This window comes from uncultured Nostoc sp. (genome assembly GCF_937863485.1).
Classification (GTDB): Bacteria; Cyanobacteriota; Cyanobacteriia; order Cyanobacteriales; family Nostocaceae; genus Nostoc.
The window spans coordinates 7,377-27,424 of the sequence record NZ_CALMFY010000162.1 but is presented as its reverse complement, the minus strand read 5'-3'; the positions used below and the strand labels follow the sequence as shown (position 1 = coordinate 27,424).

The 20,048-nt window shown below is 43.3% G+C and carries 20 protein-coding genes; 11 read left to right on the top strand and 9 right to left on the bottom strand.

The genetic code is table 11. The annotated features are described in order from the left end of the window. The first annotated feature begins 16 nt into the window (after positions 1-16). On the top strand, positions 17-682 hold the full coding sequence (msrA, locus tag Q0541_RS20780) for a peptide-methionine (S)-S-oxide reductase MsrA (RefSeq protein ID WP_298914544.1): 666 nt from the start codon (positions 17-19) through the stop codon (positions 680-682). Between the two features lie 184 nt (positions 683-866). Here msrA and Q0541_RS20775 read toward each other — a convergent pair whose 3' ends face one another. Continuing rightward, positions 867-2,060 carry a serine/threonine-protein kinase gene (locus Q0541_RS20775; RefSeq protein WP_298914541.1) on the bottom strand — a complete coding sequence of 398 codons (1,194 nt, stop codon included), beginning with the start codon at positions 2,058-2,060 and terminating at the stop codon, positions 867-869. A 113-nt stretch (positions 2,061-2,173) separates the two neighbouring features. Here Q0541_RS20775 and Q0541_RS20770 point away from each other — a divergent pair, with 113 nt between their 5' ends. From Q0541_RS20770 to Q0541_RS20760, 3 genes are all read left to right on the top strand, one after another. Continuing rightward, on the top strand, positions 2,174-2,344 hold the full coding sequence (locus Q0541_RS20770; RefSeq protein ID WP_298914538.1) for a hypothetical protein: 171 nt from the start codon (positions 2,174-2,176) through the stop codon (positions 2,342-2,344). 128 nt (positions 2,345-2,472) lie between these two features. Continuing rightward, complete coding sequence (locus Q0541_RS20765; protein ID WP_298914755.1) at positions 2,473-2,679, top strand: HigA family addiction module antitoxin; 207 nt, start codon at positions 2,473-2,475, stop codon at positions 2,677-2,679. 98 nt (positions 2,680-2,777) lie between these two features. After that, the gene (locus Q0541_RS20760; protein WP_298914536.1) at positions 2,778-3,437 is read left to right on the top strand and encodes a hypothetical protein; all 660 of its coding nucleotides are present in this window, start codon (positions 2,778-2,780) and stop codon (positions 3,435-3,437) included. A 340-nt stretch (positions 3,438-3,777) separates the two neighbouring features. On the opposite strand, the gene rfbB is transcribed toward Q0541_RS20760, so the two are convergent. The 4 genes from rfbB to Q0541_RS20740 all read right to left on the bottom strand — a co-directional run bounded on the left by rfbB (position 3,778) and on the right by Q0541_RS20740 (position 7,797). Then, a complete protein-coding gene (gene rfbB, locus Q0541_RS20755) occupies positions 3,778-4,839 on the bottom strand; it encodes a dTDP-glucose 4,6-dehydratase (RefSeq protein WP_298914533.1) in 1,062 nt (353 codons plus the stop codon). A gap of 323 nt (positions 4,840-5,162) precedes the next feature. Beyond that, entirely contained in the window at positions 5,163-6,161 is a 999-nt protein-coding gene (locus Q0541_RS20750) for a glycosyltransferase (RefSeq protein WP_298914530.1), read from the bottom strand. A 202-nt stretch (positions 6,162-6,363) separates the two neighbouring features. Further along, positions 6,364-7,065, bottom strand: coding sequence for a DUF6391 domain-containing protein (locus tag Q0541_RS20745; RefSeq protein WP_298914527.1), 702 nt, complete (start codon positions 7,063-7,065; stop codon positions 6,364-6,366). 468 nt (positions 7,066-7,533) lie between these two features. Beyond that, positions 7,534-7,797, bottom strand: coding sequence for a helix-turn-helix transcriptional regulator (locus Q0541_RS20740; RefSeq protein ID WP_273766227.1), 264 nt, complete (start codon positions 7,795-7,797; stop codon positions 7,534-7,536). 362 nt (positions 7,798-8,159) lie between these two features. On the opposite strand from Q0541_RS20740, the gene Q0541_RS20735 reads away from it, so the two are divergent. Then, positions 8,160-9,137, top strand: coding sequence for a carbohydrate kinase (locus Q0541_RS20735; RefSeq protein ID WP_298914521.1), 978 nt, complete (start codon positions 8,160-8,162; stop codon positions 9,135-9,137). Here Q0541_RS20735 and Q0541_RS20730 read toward each other — a convergent pair. The 4 genes from Q0541_RS20730 to Q0541_RS20715 all read right to left on the bottom strand — a co-directional run bounded on the left by Q0541_RS20730 (position 9,134) and on the right by Q0541_RS20715 (position 11,460). Next, a complete protein-coding gene (locus tag Q0541_RS20730) occupies positions 9,134-9,898 on the bottom strand; it encodes an HIRAN domain-containing protein (protein ID WP_298914516.1) in 765 nt (254 codons plus the stop codon). The two genes, Q0541_RS20735 and Q0541_RS20730, sit on opposite strands and share 4 nt — an antisense overlap. Positions 9,899-9,926: 28 nt before the next feature. Next, the gene (locus tag Q0541_RS20725) at positions 9,927-10,130 is read right to left on the bottom strand and encodes a hypothetical protein (RefSeq protein ID WP_298914513.1); all 204 of its coding nucleotides are present in this window, start codon (positions 10,128-10,130) and stop codon (positions 9,927-9,929) included. 64 nt (positions 10,131-10,194) lie between these two features. After that, positions 10,195-10,875 carry a polysaccharide deacetylase family protein gene (locus Q0541_RS20720; RefSeq protein ID WP_298914752.1) on the bottom strand — a complete coding sequence of 227 codons (681 nt, stop codon included), beginning with the start codon at positions 10,873-10,875 and terminating at the stop codon, positions 10,195-10,197. A 123-nt stretch (positions 10,876-10,998) separates the two neighbouring features. Continuing rightward, entirely contained in the window at positions 10,999-11,460 is a 462-nt protein-coding gene (locus Q0541_RS20715; RefSeq protein WP_298914510.1) for a hypothetical protein, read from the bottom strand. A 161-nt stretch (positions 11,461-11,621) separates the two neighbouring features. Between Q0541_RS20715 and Q0541_RS20710 the strand changes: the two genes are divergently transcribed. From Q0541_RS20710 to Q0541_RS20685, 6 genes are all read left to right on the top strand, one after another. Then, positions 11,622-12,464 carry an RnfABCDGE type electron transport complex subunit D gene (locus tag Q0541_RS20710; protein WP_298914507.1) on the top strand — a complete coding sequence of 281 codons (843 nt, stop codon included), beginning with the start codon at positions 11,622-11,624 and terminating at the stop codon, positions 12,462-12,464. Between the two features lie 77 nt (positions 12,465-12,541). Next, positions 12,542-13,921, top strand: a complete 1,380-nt coding sequence (locus Q0541_RS20705; protein WP_298914504.1) for a DUF2330 domain-containing protein — start codon at positions 12,542-12,544, stop codon at positions 13,919-13,921. Between the two features lie 101 nt (positions 13,922-14,022). Continuing rightward, positions 14,023-14,673 carry a sigma-70 family RNA polymerase sigma factor gene (locus tag Q0541_RS20700; RefSeq protein WP_298914498.1) on the top strand — a complete coding sequence of 217 codons (651 nt, stop codon included), beginning with the start codon at positions 14,023-14,025 and terminating at the stop codon, positions 14,671-14,673. A 657-nt stretch (positions 14,674-15,330) separates the two neighbouring features. Further along, positions 15,331-15,948: a cytochrome C gene (locus Q0541_RS20695; RefSeq protein ID WP_298914496.1), complete on the top strand. Its 618-nt coding sequence runs from the start codon at positions 15,331-15,333 to the stop codon at positions 15,946-15,948. 725 nt (positions 15,949-16,673) lie between these two features. After that, a complete protein-coding gene (gene secA, locus Q0541_RS20690; RefSeq protein ID WP_298914493.1) occupies positions 16,674-19,466 on the top strand; it encodes a preprotein translocase subunit SecA in 2,793 nt (930 codons plus the stop codon). 104 nt (positions 19,467-19,570) lie between these two features. Beyond that, entirely contained in the window at positions 19,571-20,029 is a 459-nt protein-coding gene (locus Q0541_RS20685; RefSeq protein WP_298914490.1) for an aspartyl protease family protein, read from the top strand. Positions 20,030-20,048 lie beyond the last annotated feature (19 nt).

Below are 20,048 nucleotides of genomic sequence, written 5' to 3'. Positions count from 1 at the left end.
ATCAGAGTCAAAATCAATGGCGTTATTTGGATTTGGCAAAAAGCAAGTTATGCCCACGCCTGAGGAAGCTTTGTCAGGAAGGGCACAGTCTATGTCAGTACCCGCTGCTCATTATGTCAATAAGAATCCCCTGAAACCTCCTTATCCCGATGGATTAGAGAAAGCAATCTTTGGCTTGGGTTGTTTTTGGGGTGCAGAACGTAAATTCTGGCAACTTAAAGGAGTTTACACTACCGCAGTGGGTTACGCTGCTGGGTTAACACCCAACCCCACCTATGAAGAGGTATGTAGTGGGCGAACTGGTCACAATGAAGTGGTGTTGGTTGTGTTTGATCCCAAAGTGATTAGTTATTCTGAACTGCTCAAAGTATTCTGGGAAAGCCACAATCCTACCCAAGGTATGCGCCAAGGTAATGATGCTGGCACTCAGTATCGTTCAGGAATTTATGTATATTCTGAAAGTCAAAAGCAGCTAGCAGAAGCATCGCGGGAAGCTTATCAACAAGCTCTCAACGGTGCAGGTTATGGCAAGATTACTACAGAAATCCTGGATGCACCTGAATTCTACTACGCAGAAGCTTACCATCAGCAATACCTTGCTAAAAATCCCAACGGATATTGTGGTTTAGGAGGGACAAACGTATCTTGTCCCGTGGGCGTAGTTGAATCGCAAGTGAGTTGATAGGAGTGCACAGCTGTCATTGCGATCAACTTAAGCGAAAATCCCTTTGAAACCTCGTTTCCAGGTTCGACCTGGAAATGCTCTTTCATTGCAGAGCGTGGACTCAGGCATTCCCAGTCAGAGGCTTCTTTTCGAGGAAAAAGGCGGCAGGGGGGAGAATAAGTACTTTCTCCTGACTCCTGAATTACAGTGCAGCTTTGAGCAAAGCGATCGCACTGACCCACAATACAATACTAATAGGCGCTCCAATTAGTATACCAGCGATCGCCCAGCCTCTTTGATGGGCTTTGAATTGTTCAATACTGTGCCACCGTCTACTTTTCCAAGCCCATTCATTGCCTTTGGCACCAAGTGCGATCGCCATGAACCCCGAAATCTGGGGTATAAAACAGAATAGCCCATACCACACTTGATTCGGCCACATCCACAACCAAGGCATGAGAAACGCGCCCCAGTTCCAACCAAGAATTTCCTCTGGGACTGTTTCATTGTGATTATTTATCCCGCACCCAGAATTGTTGATTATTTCTTTTAGCGGTAAAAGCTGATTCTTATTTGCAGATTTGACAGCTAAACCAGATTTGAGAGAACTTAGTGCTTGGCTAGCACTAGTAAATCGTTGTTCTGGAGCGGGTTCTATCAACTTTTGCAGCCAACTGACAAAACTAGGACTGAGGTTAACTCGGTCTGTAAATTGCAGTCGTAAATCCTGCTGGGGTAAATCAGAGGGGGAAGTCCCAGTTAACAAATGAATTAAAGTTGCACCCAGTGCATAAAGGTCTGAAGCTGGAACCGCCCGACCACCAAATTGTTCCATTGGGGCATAACCATAAGTACCCACAACGGTAAAAGTAACGCCTTCTCTTGCCGCTTTGTCCTGAACTGCGCCAAAATCAACTAAATAAATCTGATTATCTTCACCCCAGATTAAATTACTCGGTTTAATATCTCTATGTAACACTCCTGGATTTAACTCATGTAGATACATGAGAATATTTAAAATCTCATCGGCGATTTTTCTAGCTCGCTTTTCAGTAAACCTTTTGCCAAGAGCAAGTTTTTCCTTAAGCGACTCACCAGGAATATATTCTTGGATTAAGCCAAACCAGAGTGTGCGATCGTCGATACAAAAATAATCTATATATCGAGGAATGCGGGGATGATTTAGCTGTTTAAGAATTTGTGCTTCCCTCTCAAAAAGTTTCAGGTCATCCCACTGTACAGTACCGCCAAAGGCCAAAAGTTTGACCACAACGGTCGAATTTTCGCCATCAGAGGCTTGTAAATCCAATGCTTGCCAAGTTTGACGAATTCCATTGTTGCCGAGTTGGCGCTGGATTTGATAACGGTCTTGTAATATCTGTTCTGGTTGCAGCATCTTACACCTGCTGGCAATTTACGCTGATCTGATTTCCTTATTATTTAAGGATAGTCATTATCTAAGAAAACTGTGTGAGCCAGATAATTTATTGAAAAAGGAGTACCTAAGCCGTGAGAAAATTTAGAACACTCGATGAATTTGAACAAGAGTACTTCCTTAAGCACCCGGAAGAAATCGACGATTATTTGACCGAGATTTTTCAGGAATATTCAGAAAACAACGATTCTGGCGCATTGTTGGCATCCTTGCGCGTTTTTATCAGTGTACAAGGAATTGTATAGGTAGCAGAGCAAACAGGTATGACGACACGAAGGGGATTGCAAAAAGCGTCAGCAGAGGAGACAGCAATATGAGCCAGAAGCTAGTACCAGCAAGAATACCAACAGCAGGAAAAATTTTAAGTCGATAAATAGAAGCCCGTGGCTGGACACAGAAAGATTTAGCAGAAATTATGGGGCATCCAGTTCAAACCATCAATGAAATTATTCAGGGAAGCAAGCAAATTACACCTGAAACAGCTATTGAACTCTCCCAAGCCTTGAGTACTTCTTTTGAGTTTTGGACAAACCTTGAAGCAAAGTATCAAGTTCATCTAGTGGTTTCCCAAAAAACTTGATTTGATAGGCATTACAGTCTTTTACTCTTAATCTCTTGTTTTACTAAAACTAGTATGATACTATACATCTGTTTTATATCAAGCTAAGGAGATACTTTATGCTTAGTAATTGGTCTTGGGGTAAAGTCTTAAAAACTTTTGGTAGTTTGGCTGTTGGCATTGCAAGTATTAGTACAGTTAACTACTTAAACAGTGACCATCTAGCTTTAGCGACATCAAATTCTTCTAAACTCCAGAACAGCAATCAGTTAACTATTAGCAAAGGCAAAAGTAGCTCAGAAAATCTACTAATTGCTCAGGTTCCTTCTATTACTCGAACAATTAATGGTGCAGTAGTTACGGCATACCCACTTTACCGTTACTATAATCCATCAATTGTTGACCACTTTTATACGGTTAATTTTGATGAACTAGGAAATGGTAAGGGCGGATATATCTCAGAAGGAATTGCCGCCTATATTTCTAAACTACCATACGCTGGAACTGTTCCTCTATATAGATATTACAGCTCCGCAGCTACAGACCACTTCTACACTACTAATTTTAGTGAGCTAGGTGGTGGTAAGAATGGGTATGTGTTTGAAGGTATTGCAGGTTATGTTTATCCTAGACCTATTACAAATACTCTTCCTGTATATCGATATTACAGCTCCGCAGGTACAGACCACTTCTACACTACTAATTTTAGTGAGCTGGGTGGTGGTAAGAATGGGTATGTGTTTGAAGGTATTGCAGGTTACGTTATCCCCTCTAAGTAAGAGGTCATCATGCCCAATATCGAATACGACTGTGTAAGGCACTGGCTTTGAAAAAAGCAAGCAATACTGTTTCAAATGTTGAATTAAAATTTTTATGCCAAAATTTTAATTCAACATTTTTAGTAGACCGAAAAGTTCTGCGATCGCACAAACTCCATCCATAATGCCTGTTAATCAATCAGTAGTAAAAAAGCCTTTTCTCGGAAAGCGATTGAAGAATTTGCTCAAAATCAAAATAGACATCCAGGCATAATTCTTGGTCGCTTACATTATGATGAATTAGTTCACTATAAAAATTTGAGGAAGTTACTCGTTAGAGTTAGCCCAATTTTAGATTATTCTATAGATAATTTTTGCGATAGTAGGCTTGATATTCCGCAGATAGCAGAGGTTCCCACCAATTACGATGATTGAGATACCATTCAACAGTTAAACCTAAACCCTCAACAATCGTTACTGAAGGTGTCCAACCAAGCTGAGTTTTAATTTTGTTGGCATTAATTGCATATCTTCTGTCATGTCCCTGTCTATCCTTGACAAAAGTAATCAATTGCTCTGTTGGACGTACTGGTAAATCAGGTGCTAATTCATCCATCATCTGACATAAAAGTTGCACGAGGTTAATATTTTCTACCTCATTATTGCCACCAATATTATATGTTTCTCCTGGTTTACCATGATTAATTACCGCTTCCAGAGCCAGACAATGATCGCCCACATAAAGCCAATCCCGCACATTTTTACCATCGCCATAAACAGGTAATTGTTTCCCTATCAAAGTATTGATGCACATCAGAGGAATTAGCTTTTCGGGAAACTGATAAGGACCGTAATTATTAGAGCAGTTTGTGATAATTGTCGGCAGGTTGTAAGTATGATAATAAGCACGCACTAAATGGTCACTACCAGCTTTTGAGGCTGAATAGGGACTATTGGGAGCGTAGGGTGTAGTTTCACAAAAAGCCGCATCATCTGCGCCCAGACTACCGTAGACTTCATCCGTAGAAACGTGCAGGAAACGATAATCAGATGGCTGTGCTTTTGCCTCCCAATGTTGCCGAAAAGCTTCCAGCAGCGTGAAAGTTCCCACTACATTAGTTTGCACAAAAGTTGCTGGCCCAAGAATTGAACGATCAACATGAGATTCAGCGGCAAAATGGGCGATGGTATCTATATTTTCAGATACTAGTAACTGATCTACAATGGTGCGATCGCAAATATCCCCCTGGACAAATCGAAAATTTTCTCCTCCCTCAACCAGCGCCAAATTCAGACGATTTCCCGCATAGGTAAGAGCATCCAACACCACCACCCGGTCATCTGGATAAACTCGACACCAGTGATGCACAAAATTCGCCCCAATAAACCCCGCACCCCCCGTAACTAATAACCGCCGATTCATCCAATTGCCTCTCTTCTCTCTGTGTTCTCAGCGCAGCAGTTGCTTCTCCTAAGGGAGACGCTGCGCGTAGCAAGATCCTCGTAGGGGTACAAGTCGGGGAACCGCAGACGCTCTCTACGAGACGCTACGCGAACGCAGGCTCGCTACCGCTGCGCTATGCGCTAAAGCCTCTCCCCTTCTCCCAAAGGGAGAGGCTAGCGCCAAGGGAGAAGGGCGCACTGCCTTGCCTCTGCGGTAGCCTGCAACAAGCCCTCCGGGTTCAGCAGTCGCTCATGGGGGAAACTCCCAAGACCGCGCTGCTTCACCGCTACGCGTTTACGTTTTTATTGCTTAAAGTATTTCTTCTCCAGCTTTCCATATATCCTCTGAGCCAGTAATTTTGCCACACGTATTCCTGTCAAACTCTTAATATTAGATGGCTGCTGCATAGTATGATCAAAGAATTCATTTAACTCATTTAGAATAACTCGGAAACGATTAATAATATTTTCAGTTCGATACTCAGCAAAAAACTCTTCAGATAAACTAAAAGCTCCTGAAATATCAATCACCTTTAAAATCCGCTGGACATCATATTCTTGTGAATATCCAGCAATTTTATAGCAATTAAATCCAGGATCTAAGTAATCTGCAAGTCCACCATTGACACTAGAAAATACTTGACAACCACAGGCAAGAGCTTCCATTGGTTGCAGACCAAATCCTTCACTAACACGCTGTTGTGCCCAGTACTCAGCCGAATCATAGAGGTAAACCTTAGCTCGGTTGAATAGTCCAGGTAAATCCTCTACATAAGAGTCAACAACCAATACTTTACAACGTTTTTGCAAAGCTGGAATTAATTCTTTAATTAAATACTCAGAAGATTTCCGAGCCTGAACTAAAACATCAATATCCCGTTCAAGACCTAAATTTTGAAACTCATCAGAAATTTGATTGGGCAAATAATAAATGAGAGAATTGGGTGATTTTTCTCCCCAATATCCCATTGTATAGCGGCTAACAGTAATGACCGGAATACTCGCAGGCAGTCTAAATGGATAACCTGCACTATGTGCATGGTAAACGACATTGTATTGCTTAAGTTTAGCCACGAGTTGAGCTATATCAAATCCCCAACTGATAACAAAAATTACATCACTTAAATTTTTCTCTTTTAGCAAATCATCAATAAAAAGCTTACCTTTTTCCCGTTGACGGTAAGTTACAACATCAGCACTACAGAACTGCTGAACTAAATTAAGTGCTTTTAACTCAGCCCAAAGACCACCACAAGCAAATTTGCCATCTGTACCGGGGAGTAAGAAGTAAAGTTTTCTCATAATTTTATTAGGGGAGTGGGTACTTGTACTGAGCTGTTCGACAGGCTCACTGTGAAGACGTTGCTGTAAAGCCTACGGCATAGCTACGCCCTAAGCGCCAGCCTCTGGTAGAGTTGTATTGGGCATTGGCAAGGGGAAGAAGAAAAATTACTTCTTTCCTCTCTGCTCGCAGTAAAAACTGTCCCTCTGCCTCTTGCTCTCTTCAGTCTTGCCAGCCCACTTTAACAAAATGTGCCTCACGCCCCCAAACGTCGCGTGTACGCCTAATATTTTCAATTGCTAGGTTAAAAGGAATGGCAGTTGTTAGGTAACGCTGTGCCATAGAACCTAAATCAGGTGCGAGTTCAGCGGCTGTCGTCGCTGCTAACCCCAAACCTATAATTTGCTCGATTGGTCGAAATGGTAGTAACAGATGTACACTGACAGCTAGTCCAGCTGTTAAGAGCATTGCTACTGATAAATTTGTGCCGCAACGGGGATGTACAGCCAAATCCCATTCTCCACTGGTGAGGCGATGTCGAGCAATTGTAACCGCACGCCGCAAATCACTAATATTTACCTCACCATAGAGGTAGAATCCCTGCTCAGTAGATAAACCGCCTAATAGTTCGTTATCTAGTTGAACGTTAGTAGGTTCTCTTTTGGCAGGATAGGCACTTTTTGATTCGCCAAGAACCCAAACAGTAGCGTGTTCTAAGGCGTGAACCTGCCGGATAATCAAAATTTCTTTCAATCCTGGAATAAACGATAGCTGCCTGAGTAAGTCGGCATCTTGTCTGGGTTGTGGAAAGTCTAAGGGTCGGTATTCTGGGGTCGAAACTTTCTCAGATACAGGTGTCGTAAGATCAAACTTAAAAAATTCAAAGGGAGACGAGCCAGTCTGAAAAGAAGCAGAAGTATTCATTGGAACACTGCTCTCCAAGCCGATGGAGCAACATAGATTTCTTTCAAATGTAACGCTTGCACCACTGAATTGTTGCTAATTTTTGTGGATGATTATTGAGTTTGGGCATTGACACGCATGAGCAATGCTGTGCCCCTAATACAAATGTAATTTTCAAATCATCCATATTTGGTCTTTCCTGTCAATGCCTAAGTCCTATAATTATTCTCCTGTGCCCCTGTGCCCCTCTGCGTAAGTTCTAAATCTGTTCTGCTGAATTTGGAAAGCAATTCTGATCTTTATAGTTTCCGAGTCCGAGGGTCAGCTGGCTCCACTAACATAAACTCCGGCTGAGTGAAGGACTCGGAACTTTTGGTAGAGTGTTCACACTGAAAACTTAGGCGTGAGGAGGGGAAAAATCAGTAAACCTGAAAATTGGCTTGTCAGTATACCAGACCAGAGCAATTACGTTGCTACCAAATAAATTGTTTATTCGATCTGGTTAGGCAGAAGACAACAATTAACATCATTCAAACAGACTTTTCCCCACTGTAAAGCCCAGCGGACAAGAGCTACTCGATTTTCTGTCTGGGTCTTAGTCAGAATATTACTGATATGGTTATCAACTGTACGCTTGCTAATCTCCAGTTTTCCTGCAATCTCTTGGTTAGTTAAGCCAGTGGCCACTAAGTCGATAATTTGCAGTTCTCTGTCTGACAGACTAACGGGGGTCTCAGACTTGCCACCAGCCATGACTATTTCTATCCTCGCTTGGTATATGTACTTAATCGCTCTTTCTAATTCTAGAAGATTCTTTTGTTGGTAGGGGTTTCAAGTGTTAGCAGTAATACCATTGTCAATATTTTCTTTGGATTTCAAGTTGGCAAGAATATAAATCATGACAATATATAAGTACTATATAACACTTATTTATTTTTAAAAGTTAGTAAAAATATTTAGATAATTTAGGCGATGCTTAGAAGCATATAGATGTTATGGAGTAGTAAAAATTGCTATTTAATTCTATGAAGGACTGGCGACAGATTAGTAAAAATTATTGTAGATTTTATACTGTAAATTCCTAATCCAAATCGAAATCTAAAATTAAAAATGAGATGAGCAATCCCCGTGTTTTGTGCCTTGGTGAAATTTTGTTTGATTGTTTAGCCGATCAATTGGGGCTAAAGCTGGAAGAAGTGAAATCTTGGACTCCCTACCCAGGAGGGGCACCAGCTAACGTAGCCTGTGCTTTAGTCAAGCTGGGGACATCAGCCGGCTTTATCGGAGCCGTTGGCGAAGATGAACCAGGGAATGCACTGGTCAAGCTATTACAAGATGTAGGTGTAGAGACGACGGGGGTACAACGCCATCCCACAGCACCAACGCGGCAAGTTTATGTTACACGGGATCTAGCTGGCGATCGCACCTTCGCCGGATTTGGTCAGTATGATACCGCAGAATTTGCTGATACTTGTCTGCAAGCTAAACAATTGCCAAATTCGTTGTTTCAAGAGGCAGATTTTCTGGTTTTGGGTACTTTGGAATTAGCCTATCCTGAAAGTGAACAGGCAATTTACCGCGCCCTAGAGTTAGCAGAACATTACGACTTAAAGATTATGCTAGATGTCAACTGGCGTCCTGTATTTTGGGACGAGCCAAACATCGCTCATCAAAAAATTCCAGAATTATTTAAGCGAGTCGATTTCCTCAAACTCTCTAAAGAAGAAGCTGAATGGCTATTTGAAAGCGCAGATCCCGGAGCCATCACTTACCGTCTAGGTTCAATTGAAGGAGTATTAGTGACAGATGGTGAAAACGGTTGCACCTACTGTCTGGGTGAGAACGAAGGCAAATTATCTGCGTTTTCCATCCCCGTAGTTGATACAACTGGTGCAGGTGATAGCTTTTTGGCAGGATTCATCTACCAACTGAGTCAGCACGGCATCCACAGCTTGCGAGATGCAGAAACAGCAAAACGCATTGTCACATATGCCAGTGCTGTTGGAGCGCTGACTACCATTAAAGCAGGTGCGATCGCTTCCCAACCTACAAATGCTGAAGTCGAAGCTTTTCTAGCCGCACATCAACTCTAGGAACTAGCATAAGTCATCGGGATATCAGCTACCAAAGGCTGATACTCCCGACTAGAAAATGGACGAAAATCCTCATGCCATTCTGCGGTCATATTGCACAATAAACGTAGTTGGAGAGGTGTCGGTACTGGGTTAACGCGCTCAACGTGTACTTTTACAAGTTCAGGATTTTTGTTTTTGAGTTTAAAAACATCATCGACAATATATCGAGGGCAATAACCTACGATATAATGATCCTCAGTGCATAAAAGTAATGCACGCGAGTCATAGGGATTTTGAAATTCGTTAGCTAAATATAATACTTCACCCGTTTGTAAATGACTAATCCGTTCAGTTACACAAGCAGGAAGGTGTCGTAATCCATGTGCAAAAAAATGGATATGGTATAAACCATTTTCATCTGGTTCTGGACAAGGGAAAACTTCAAAATAATCTGTTACCTTGCGTCCACCACTCCGAGAAAGAATACTAACTGGATCGTCTTCTCCTTCAGAAATATTTAGCGATTCAATATAATCTTTGTAATCAGGGCGAGAGCGTCGCATTAATCGATTAGAAAACAAGGGGAATAGTTCAACTGATGCGTATTCTTTGTTCAAGTCTGGGAAGGAATACAATAGCTGAAAATTATGTTCAGCTTGAGCTTTAATAGCACCTTGCGTATATACAAACTGATATTTTTTTCCGTCAAATGTTAAGCGAACAATGGGAAGCCAAGCGCGACTTTTAGGATCTTGCCAAGCTAAAAAAAGTGTTTTCATAGTAGGGTGTCCAGCAGCTTACTTTGATTTAACTCCAATATCTTTTGTGCAACTCACACAACTGGGCTGCAATCTTATCTGCCCAATCTTCTCCTGTGTTTGGTCTAGCTTTCTTGAATAGACAACGACCTAGATCCTGATGACGAAACCAGAACTTTTCTTTTGTTCCCAAATCCTCATCAGCCTCCAGGGCATCTAGGGGAACATCAATGATAGGAAACTGCTCTGGCATAATTTATGCGAAAGCCTGATTTAGAGGAAATTATTAACTTCACCTATTATTAAATGTGTAATAGTCAATGGTTGGTCTTAACTCGTTGCCACAGAGTATCAACAGTCACAAACTTATAGCCTTGTTGTAGAAGTTGCGGAATCAGGATTTGAATTGTGGCAGCAACATCTTCTCCTCCGCAAGCACCATCATGCAAAACGATTATTGAACCATTTTTGACCTGCTGCATAACTCGCTCTACCACGGTAGTGACACCTGGTCGCACCCAGTCTTCTGGTACAACACTCCACATAACTGGGCGGTAATTCCACTGAAAAAATAATTTTAAAGTAGCAGGTGTAAATAAACCATTGGGGGGGCGGACATCCCGCACTTGTTCTGGTTGTAGGTTGCAAGCATTGTAGATGGCAGCTTGGTTTTTTTCTAAACTGTCCTTCAGGTCATTTGGGGAAAGCATGGCAAAAGAGCGATGATCATAGCCATGCAATCCGATCCAGTGTCCACGCTCGCTAACGGCTTTAGCAATGGCTGGTGAACGGTTGACGCAAACACCCAACCAAAAAAAACTGGCAGTAATGTTGTAACGATCTAACACCGCCAAGACTTCGGGTGTGTATTGCGGATGGGGCCCATCATCGAATGTGAGGGCGATCGCTTTAGAATGGGGATTTCCAGCCCAAAGGCAGTTGGGAAAGCTTGGCTGGAGAATCCGGTATAAAATTGGGAACAGGGGAGCTAGCTGCATTTTGCGTTTATCTGCTGCTGACAACTTTTTGTCGGTGTTGCTTGCGAAACTGCGATGTCTGCGACGGGCTATTCGGTGATGCTTCTGGCAATAAAGCATATTTAAAGCACCGCATACAATGCCTCAATATTCTACCCAAATTGGATGCCTTGGTAAGCGATTGTCACAGAAGGGGCAAGGAAGCACAGGATATCTTTCAGCAGCTTTCATAAGAGTGAAATGATCTTGATTGATCCCATCTCCAAAATATGGATCGATAAGCATAGGATTGGCTGTTTTTCCTCGCCAATTACAAGAATTACAGGTTAACGTTTCCAAATGAACTCTTTGGAAGTTTGATTCTATTTCAACAAAAATATATGGCATCCATTCCTTTTTCCTCATCGATATTTTTCCAAGTCCCAAGTGAAGCTCAGGGTATTTCTGAGTAAACTCAAGTGCTGACCAAAGCAAATCTAAAATAGCCAGTGGTAGATCATCAATGAAGGCGTTTAATCGCAAAGTTTCCCAGTCTTCTTGGCTGGGAAATAATATTTCTTGACCGTCAATACAAGTGTGTTTGATGCTGGGCTGATTTGAGTTCATGAGCTTGTGACATACTTCTACACCAAACCTCTCTCCGTTTTACCAAGAAGACGCAAAGAGTGGGGACGCTTTGTAACAAAATCTGTAACAGAAATACTATTTGAGTTAGCACTCGTCTAGATTGATGACAAATCTACGGGGAAACCCTGAATGAAAGGGTAATGTTGCTCAAAGATATACGAGATTATCAAATTCTATTTCTGGGCTTGTTCCTAGTCGTGGGAATCGGTACACGAGATTGGACGCTGCGACCAGAGTTGATTGGAGTAGCGATCGCCACAAGTCTTGCGACCCAATGGATATTGTCATTAGTTACTGGCAAAGAACAAATGACGAATCTTCGGAGTGCTTTAATTACCTCACTGGGACTGTCCCTGCTGTTGCGGGCTGACCACTGGACAACAATGGCAATAGCCGCAGCAATTGCGATTGCCAGCAAATTTATCTTCCAAATCGGTGATAAGCATTTCTTTAATCCCGCCAATTTTGGGATCATTTCTGCCTTGATTCTCACCCCCGATGCTTGGGTTTCGCCGGGACAATGGGGTGAAGAATGGTGGTATGGGCTATTATTTGCCGGAACTGGTGGCATGATTTTGCAGCGCCTTGGTCGTTGGGACACCACAGCAGCTTTTTTGGGTAGCTACTCCTTGCTGGAGGCGATTCGCAATCTCTGGCTGGGTTGGACTTGGGATGTTTACTGGCATCGATTGATGAGCGGGTCTTTGCTGCTGTTCGCCCTATTTATGATTACAGATCCGCGATCGATCCCCAATTCTCAACTTGGGCGTGTAGTTTGGGCAGTTTGCATCGCCGGATTAACTTTTATCCTGCGGAATTATTTCTTTGTTTCCACAGCAGTTTTCTGGGCACTGTTTGCCCTTGCACCATTGACCATTCTGCTAGATGTTCTCTGGGTAGCTCCACGGTTTGCTTGGCAAGAGGGAGATGAGGTAGCAGGGGGGAGAACTTCTTACTCACCCCTCTTGTACAGACGCGATTAATCGCGTCTCTCCTCGCTCCTGTACAGACGCGATTAATCGCGTCTCCTAACTCAGCACTAAAAAAGTAGAGGTATAAAATGAAGTTTTTTCGACTCTTAACACCATTATTGTTGACAATTGTAGCTGTTTTATGCTTCGCACCCGCAGCTTGGGCATTTTGTGGATTTTATGTAGCGAAGGCTGATACAAAACTGTATAACAAAGCTTCTCAGGTCGTGATAGCACGGGATGAGGAACGCACTGTCCTAACAATGGCAAACGACTTTCAAGGCGAAGTCAAAGATTTTGCAATAGTAGTACCTGTGCCAACGGTGCTGCAAAAAGAGCAAGTTCGCGTAACTGAACCGAAAATTATCGAGCGCTTGGATGCTTTTAGTGCGCCGCGATTGGTAGAATATTTTGACTCAGATCCTTGTGCTATTACTGATTCGGTAAATCTACCTGCTGCGGCACCTAGAGGACGCGCAAGCAATGAGCCAGAGAGTAGGAGACGCGGTGATGCTAGTTTGGGTGTAACAGTCGAAGCACGTTTCAACGTCGGCGAATACGACATCGTGATCCTTAGTGCCAAAGAATCTGGGGGACTAGAAACTTGGCTCAAAGGCAATGGCTACAAAATTCCCAGAGGTGCGAAACAGTTATTAAAGCCCTACATCCGCTCCTCAATGAAATTCTTTGTTGCCAAAGTCAACTTGGATAAATTCGAGAAATCTGGCTACCAGTTCCTTCGTCCGTTACAAATTTCCTACCAGTCACCCAAATTCATGCTGCCAATTCGTTTAGGCATGATCAATGCTACAACAGAGCAGGATTTGATTGTCTACATCCTCTCGCCCCAAGGACAGGCAGAAATCACTAATTACCGGACAGTGAAAATCCCTTCTAACACGAACATTCCTTTGTTTGTCAAAGATGAATTTGGTGAATTCTACAAATCTATGTTTCAAACTGTCTACACCAAAGAAGATAGGAAAGTTGGTTTTTTGGAATACGCTTGGGACATGAGTAGTTGCGATCCCTGTTCTGCTGATCCCCTAACCCAAGATGAACTAAAGCAAGCAGGCGTATTTTGGCTAGATGATAATTCTGAAAGTAATCTGCCAGCATCCCCCAGCTTTCGTCGTCCCTCTCCTAGAAGTAACGTCTTCATCTCCCGGCTGCATGTCCGCTACACCCGCGACAAATTCCCTGAAGACCTGATATTCCAACAAACTGCAAACAGTGAATCTTTTCAAGGGCGTTATGTTTTGCAACATCCCTTCCAAGGGGAACTCAAATGTCAGGCAGGTAGAGAATATAAGCAGTCTTTGCCCAAGCGTTTTGAACAAGAGGCGCAAACTCTAGCTAAACTAACCAACTGGAATATCCAAGACATTCGCAACAAAATGAAGCTGAGTATTGGTAATCTGACATATTCCTGGTGGGAAAATTTATTATCCTGGGTAAAATTATATTGAGAGGATTTGAAAAAAAATACTGCATCTTGACCAAAGGTAATTTTTTAGGGGGTTGTTATAGGCAATACTAAGATATTCTTGCTTTCTGCCCCAAGATTGTCATGGTTCAATTCGATGAACAGCTACGCTGCTTAGTTAGCGAAGCCTGTGGACACCCACCTGGAAGCCCTCAGCGTCAGAAGCTGCTCACGCAAATTATTCGCTTGACAGCAAGTAGACTTTGGAGGGAAAGTACTCCCTACTATCAAGATGCACTACAACAAACTTGGTTGTATTTCTGCCGCAATGTTTGTGAAGGTTTGACAGGTCAAATCTATGACTCCACCTATGGCAGTGTCATCACTTGGCTGAATGCTTACCTAAAACGGAGACTACAAGACTTTTACACTAACCAGAACCGAGAACAAGCCACAACAGTCCCTCTTTGGGTTCGTCAGTCTACATCAGGTGGAATCGGGGAAACCATTGATCCTGTAGATAACCTCCCAGCTACCCCCCAACCACCTCCTATTCTGGAAGACTTGGAGATATGGGCTAAGACAGATTCCGAAGGAGAACTGCGCCGTACTTACATTAAAGGGCGTCCAGATGTGAATTGTCAGGTGTTAATTCTCAAACGCCTACCCCCGGAAGTCAGTTGGAGAGAATTATCTGAGGAATTTGGGCTGTCAATTCCGACATTAAGCAGTTTTTATCAGCGGCAGTGTCTACCACGTTTGCGTAAATTCGCTGAATTGGAGGGATTGTTATAAACCTGACTTTTCACGGTAAGTCCTCAAGCCCCGAAAAAGCGTGGCTTTTTCCACAGTTTAATTCTCAATAGCTTTTAGTTAATGAAAATAGCTAACGGAAAAATCAGGGCTTGGGAAACCCTCAAAATAACCTTTTCTACATACCGTGAAAAGTCAGCCCGATTGCTCGGTTTCGACTGAACGAATCGCACACAATGGCGGCGTTTAAATCCCTATCCACAACTACTACAGTTATAAGTTATTGGTGAGGATTATATTATTTACAAGGTGAGAAACAGTAGTATCCAAAAAAGTAAAAGTGCTGGATACTGATTGATTTATCAAGTTGAGTCACCTACAAGTATTTTGTTACTAACGATTTATTTTAAGTCTAACTGAGAAGATATTGGTGTAAATGAAATCCGAGGTATTTTAGCTGATTTTTCTAGTGAGTCAGGTTAAAACTGTCAGAATATTTTTCCTTGTATAGTCAGTAGTGCGCTGAATAGACATTTATATTACTGTTATGCATGGAGAGAGGCACAGACGCAGAGCGGCTTGCCAATAAACATCGCCACATTACTAAAAGTACTTACGCAAAATGTGAAACACTGCCAAGACTGCGTAAGTCCTATGATTAACACTAGCGCTACTTCTAAATATCTGGGAATGTGAGGAATGTCAATTTTTGTTAAGCGCAAAACCCACAATGGCGAAAAGCGCCTGCCTAACAGCGATGGGCTACGGGCGGGACGTAGCGATCGCCAAGTGCTACAGCAAAGCGCCGAACGCCAATTTAAGCGCCAATTTTTCGGTTTACTTTTGGTAATTGTAACGTGGAGCCTAGCTATGGGCTGGCTTCTAGCCTTGGCAACTAATGCCCACAGTGCTACTCCCCCTGCCGAAATTGGCACAGTTGACGTAGTTCCTGCACAGTACCAACTAGGGCAAGAACTCTATTTGGAAAACTGCTCCACATGCCACATCGCCTTACCACCAGCCGTTTTACCCACCCAAACTTGGAAAAATCTCCTGCAAGACTCGCAGCACTACGGCGCACAACTAAAGCCTTTAGTCGATCCGCCACGCATCTTGGTGTGGAAATATCTTTCGACTTTCTCCCGTGTGCAGCTAGACGACGAAGAAACACCCTATCGCCTCAACAACTCGCGTTATTTCAAAGCTCTACATCCAGGAGTTAAGTTACCACGTCCTGTCCAGCTTGGCAGTTGTGTTAGCTGTCATCCCAGTGCTAGTGATTACAATTTCCGCCGCCTGACACCAGAGTGGAAGTGAAGAGTTAGGAATTATAGCATTTCACGCAAACCCTGATACATATAGATTTATCGTAGGGGCACGGCATTGCCCATACGTGTCAACTTAAGGCAAAAGCCTAGAACAAGCTTTTAGAGGTGCCTCGAAAAGAAGTCTCCGACTGGGAATGCCTAATGAGAGGCTCTGCCTCAACACTAGCGGTAGAGCCGCAATTGAAGAGCATTTCCAGCCAGAGGCTTTTAACGAGGTTTTAAAAGAGTTTTAGCTTTAGTTGACACGCATGGGCATTGCCGTGCCCCTACTAACGTATTTGTATCATTGTTAGGACTTACGCAAAAATCGCCCAAAAGCTTAATTTATCGTAGACACGTAGTGGCTTGCCGCAGGCTACCGCCAACGCGCAGCGTCTCGTAGAGAAAAATTCGTGGACTGTGCGTAAGTCCTAATTATTAAAGTGAAACGGTATTAGGAGTTGAAAAATTCATAACTCATATCTTATAAGTCTATTCCCCCACTCCCTCTCTGGCCCTATCTGGGGGCAAAATGATACTATGAAGAAAGACTAAATATAAGATAAGAGTTAAAAGCAATCAGTTTACTAAATGATTGGCTAGTTTTTCTCCTGTTTTTGAGTTAATTCTCGGTTACACCCATCCACGACCAAGACGGTTGGGTTGGGTTAAATGTTTATAATCAATACCGAACCTTTAATCCCCATCCCCCTTGATTCAGTTCTATAACCTGCCATGTTAAAACTTTTGTTGGGCGACCCCAACGCTCGTAAGCTTAAAAAATACCAACCTTCTGTTACTGAAATTAACCTTTTAGAGGAAGAAATTAAGGTTCTTTCCGATGAGGAGTTAAAAGGTAAAACCGCTGAATTTAAACAACGGCTTGCCAAAGGCGAAACTCTGGATGACATTTTGCCAGAAGCTTACGCCGTTGTCCGGGAAGCAGGACGGCGAGTCTTAGGCTTGCGGCACTTTGATGTCCAACTCGTTGGCGGGATCATTTTGCATATAGGGCAAATTGCCGAAATGAAAACCGGTGAGGGAAAAACGCTCGTGGCAACCTTACCGAGTTATTTAAATGGCCTTACTGGTAAAGGTGTACACGTCGTCACCGTGAACGATTACCTGGCTCGTCGGGATGCGGAATGGATGGGACAGGTGCATCGGTTCTTGGGGCTGAGTGTGGGGCTAATCCAGTCAAGCATGACTCCCAGTGAACGCCAGAAAAATTACGATTGCGATATTACCTATGTCACCAACAGCGAGGTAGGGTTTGACTACCTGCGGGATAACATGGCGACATCAATGGCAGATGTGGTGCAACGCCCGTTCAATTTTTGCGTGATTGACGAGGTGGACTCGATTTTAATTGATGAAGCGCGGACACCACTGATTATTTCTGGGCAGGTGGAAAGGCCCACAGAAAAGTATCTGCAAGCCTCTGAAATAGCATTCACACTCAAAAAAGACGAGCATTACGATGTGGATGAAAAAGCTCGTAACGTGCTACTGACTGATGAAGGCTTTGCTGAAGCCGAAAATCTTTTGGGAGTCACAGATTTATTTGACCCAGAAGATCCTTGGGCGCACTTCGTTTTCAATGCGATTAAAGCCAAAGAACTTTTTCTCAAGGACGTAAATTACATCGTCCGCAATGGGGAAGTGGTAATTGTGGATGAATTTACCGGTCGGGTGCTACCGGGACGGCGTTGGAGTGATGGACTACACCAGGCTATTGAAGCCAAAGAACACGTAGAAATTCAGCCAGAAACTCAAACTTTAGCAACAATTACTTATCAAAATCTGTTCTTGCTGTATCCAAAACTCGGTGGAATGACCGGAACAGCAAAAACAGAAGAACCAGAATTTGAAAAAATTTACAAACTGGAAGTTGCGGTAATTCCCACCAACCAAGCCAGAAGACGGGAAGATTTGTCTGATATGGTCTTTAAGACAGAACCAGGCAAGTGGGGTGCGATCGCTAAAGAATGTGCCGAAATGCACGAACTCGGCAGACCTGTATTAGTAGGAACCACTAGTGTGGAAAAATCCGAACTTCTCAGCCGACTGCTGAAGCAGCTGGAGATTCCCCACGAATTACTCAACGCCCGACCGGAAAACGTCGAGCGTGAGGCAGAAATCGTTGCTCAAGCTGGACGGAAGGGTGCTGTGACTATTGCTACTAACATGGCTGGTAGAGGTACAGACATCATCCTGGGTGGAAACTCCGAATATATGGCACGTTTGAAGCTGCGGGAATACTTCATGCCCCGGATCGTCATGCCAGAAGATGAAGACACCTTTGGTGTTCAAAGGCCAGCCGGATTGCCTACAGGACACGGCGGTGGTCAAGGCTTTGTCCCTGGCAAAAAAGTCAAAACTTGGCGGGCTTCACCAGAAATTTTCCCCACCCAGTTGACAAAAGAAACAGAAAAACTGCTTAAAGAAGCAGTAGAAATTGCAGTGCGTGAGTATGGCGATCGCAGCTTACCGGAATTGGAAGCAGAAGACAAGGTAGCTATAGCAGCAGAAAAAGCTCCCATCGATGACCCTGTGATTCAGAAATTGCGGGAAGCATATAACCGCGTTAAGCAGGAATATGAACAATTTACTACCCGCGAACACAATGAAGTAGTGGAAATCGGCGGTTTACACGTAATTGGTACAGAACGCCATGAATCGCGGCGGATTGACAACCAGCTGCGGGGACGTGCAGGAAGACAAGGTGACCCAGGAACCACGAGATTCTTCCTCAGTTTAGAGGATAACCTACTGCGGATTTTTGGTGGCGATCGCGTTGCTGGGTTAATGAATGCCTTCCAAGTGGAAGAAGATATGCCCATCGAATCTGGGATGCTTACCCGTAGTTTGGAAGGCGCACAGAAAAAAGTTGAAACCTACTACTACGACATCCGTAAACAGGTATTTGAGTATGACGAGGTGATGAATAATCAACGTCGTGCTATTTATGCTGAACGCCGCCGAGTGTTAGAAGGTCAAGATTTGAAAGAACAGGTAATCAAGTACGCTGAAAAAACGATGGATGACATCGTTGACTACTATATCAACGTAGACTTACCCTCGGAAGAGTGGGAGTTAGAAAAGTTGGTTGAGAAAGTCAAAGAATTCGTTTATCTGTTAGCGGATTTGCAGCCAAGTCAATTAGAGGATATGTCAGTCAGTGAGATTAAAGCCTTCCTCCATGAACAGGTGCGAATTGCTTACGATCTCAAAGAAGCGCAGATTGACCAAGTTCAGCCCGGACTGATGCGCCAAGCTGAACGCTTTTTTATCTTGCAACGCATTGATACCCTGTGGCGGGAACACCTGCAACAAATGGATGCCTTACGCGAATCGGTGGGATTGCGTGGTTATGGTCAAAAAGACCCGCTAATTGAGTATAAGAGCGAGGGTTACGAACTCTTCTTGGATATGATGGTTAACATTCGCCGAGATGTGGTTTATTCGTTGTTCATGTTCCAACCGCAGCCTCAGCAGATGATGCAGGCAGAATCAGAGATGGTGTAGATAGGGAATATCTTATGCAGAGACGCAAAGGCGCAGAAGCGTTTTTGCGTCTTTGTGTTTTAAGGCATCTCTCATAAATATTTTGTTTTCAGGAGTTTGCTGAAATGGGTAAGTTGGTACTGCCAAATCTTCAGGGTAAGCAAATGGGGCAAGTAATAGTTACCCTCACTGTCACCAATCGAATTGATCAAGTTTTGGCTCAACGAGGCTTCATTTCTCCGGCGGAAGTTCGCTGTTGTACTTTGGATGATGTTTTAGTTGATACGGGTGCAACTTTGCTATGCTTACCTACTAGCATTATTAGTCAACTAGGTTTAGTCCAAGGTGGAGAAGCTCAGGTAGAGACTGCGGCTGGAGTAAAGCAGGGGCGAATTTTCCGAGATGTTGAACTTAGTATTGCAGAGCGTCAAGGAACCTTTGATTGTCTGGAACTCACAGAAGTACCTTATGCCCTTTTTGGTGTGACGCCAATGGAAGTTTTAGGGTTAGAACCAGACCTAAAAAATCGTAAGTTGCGGATTTTACCGATGAATTCTGAGCAAACTTATCTGAGTGTATTGTAAGCGATCGCTTATACTTGGC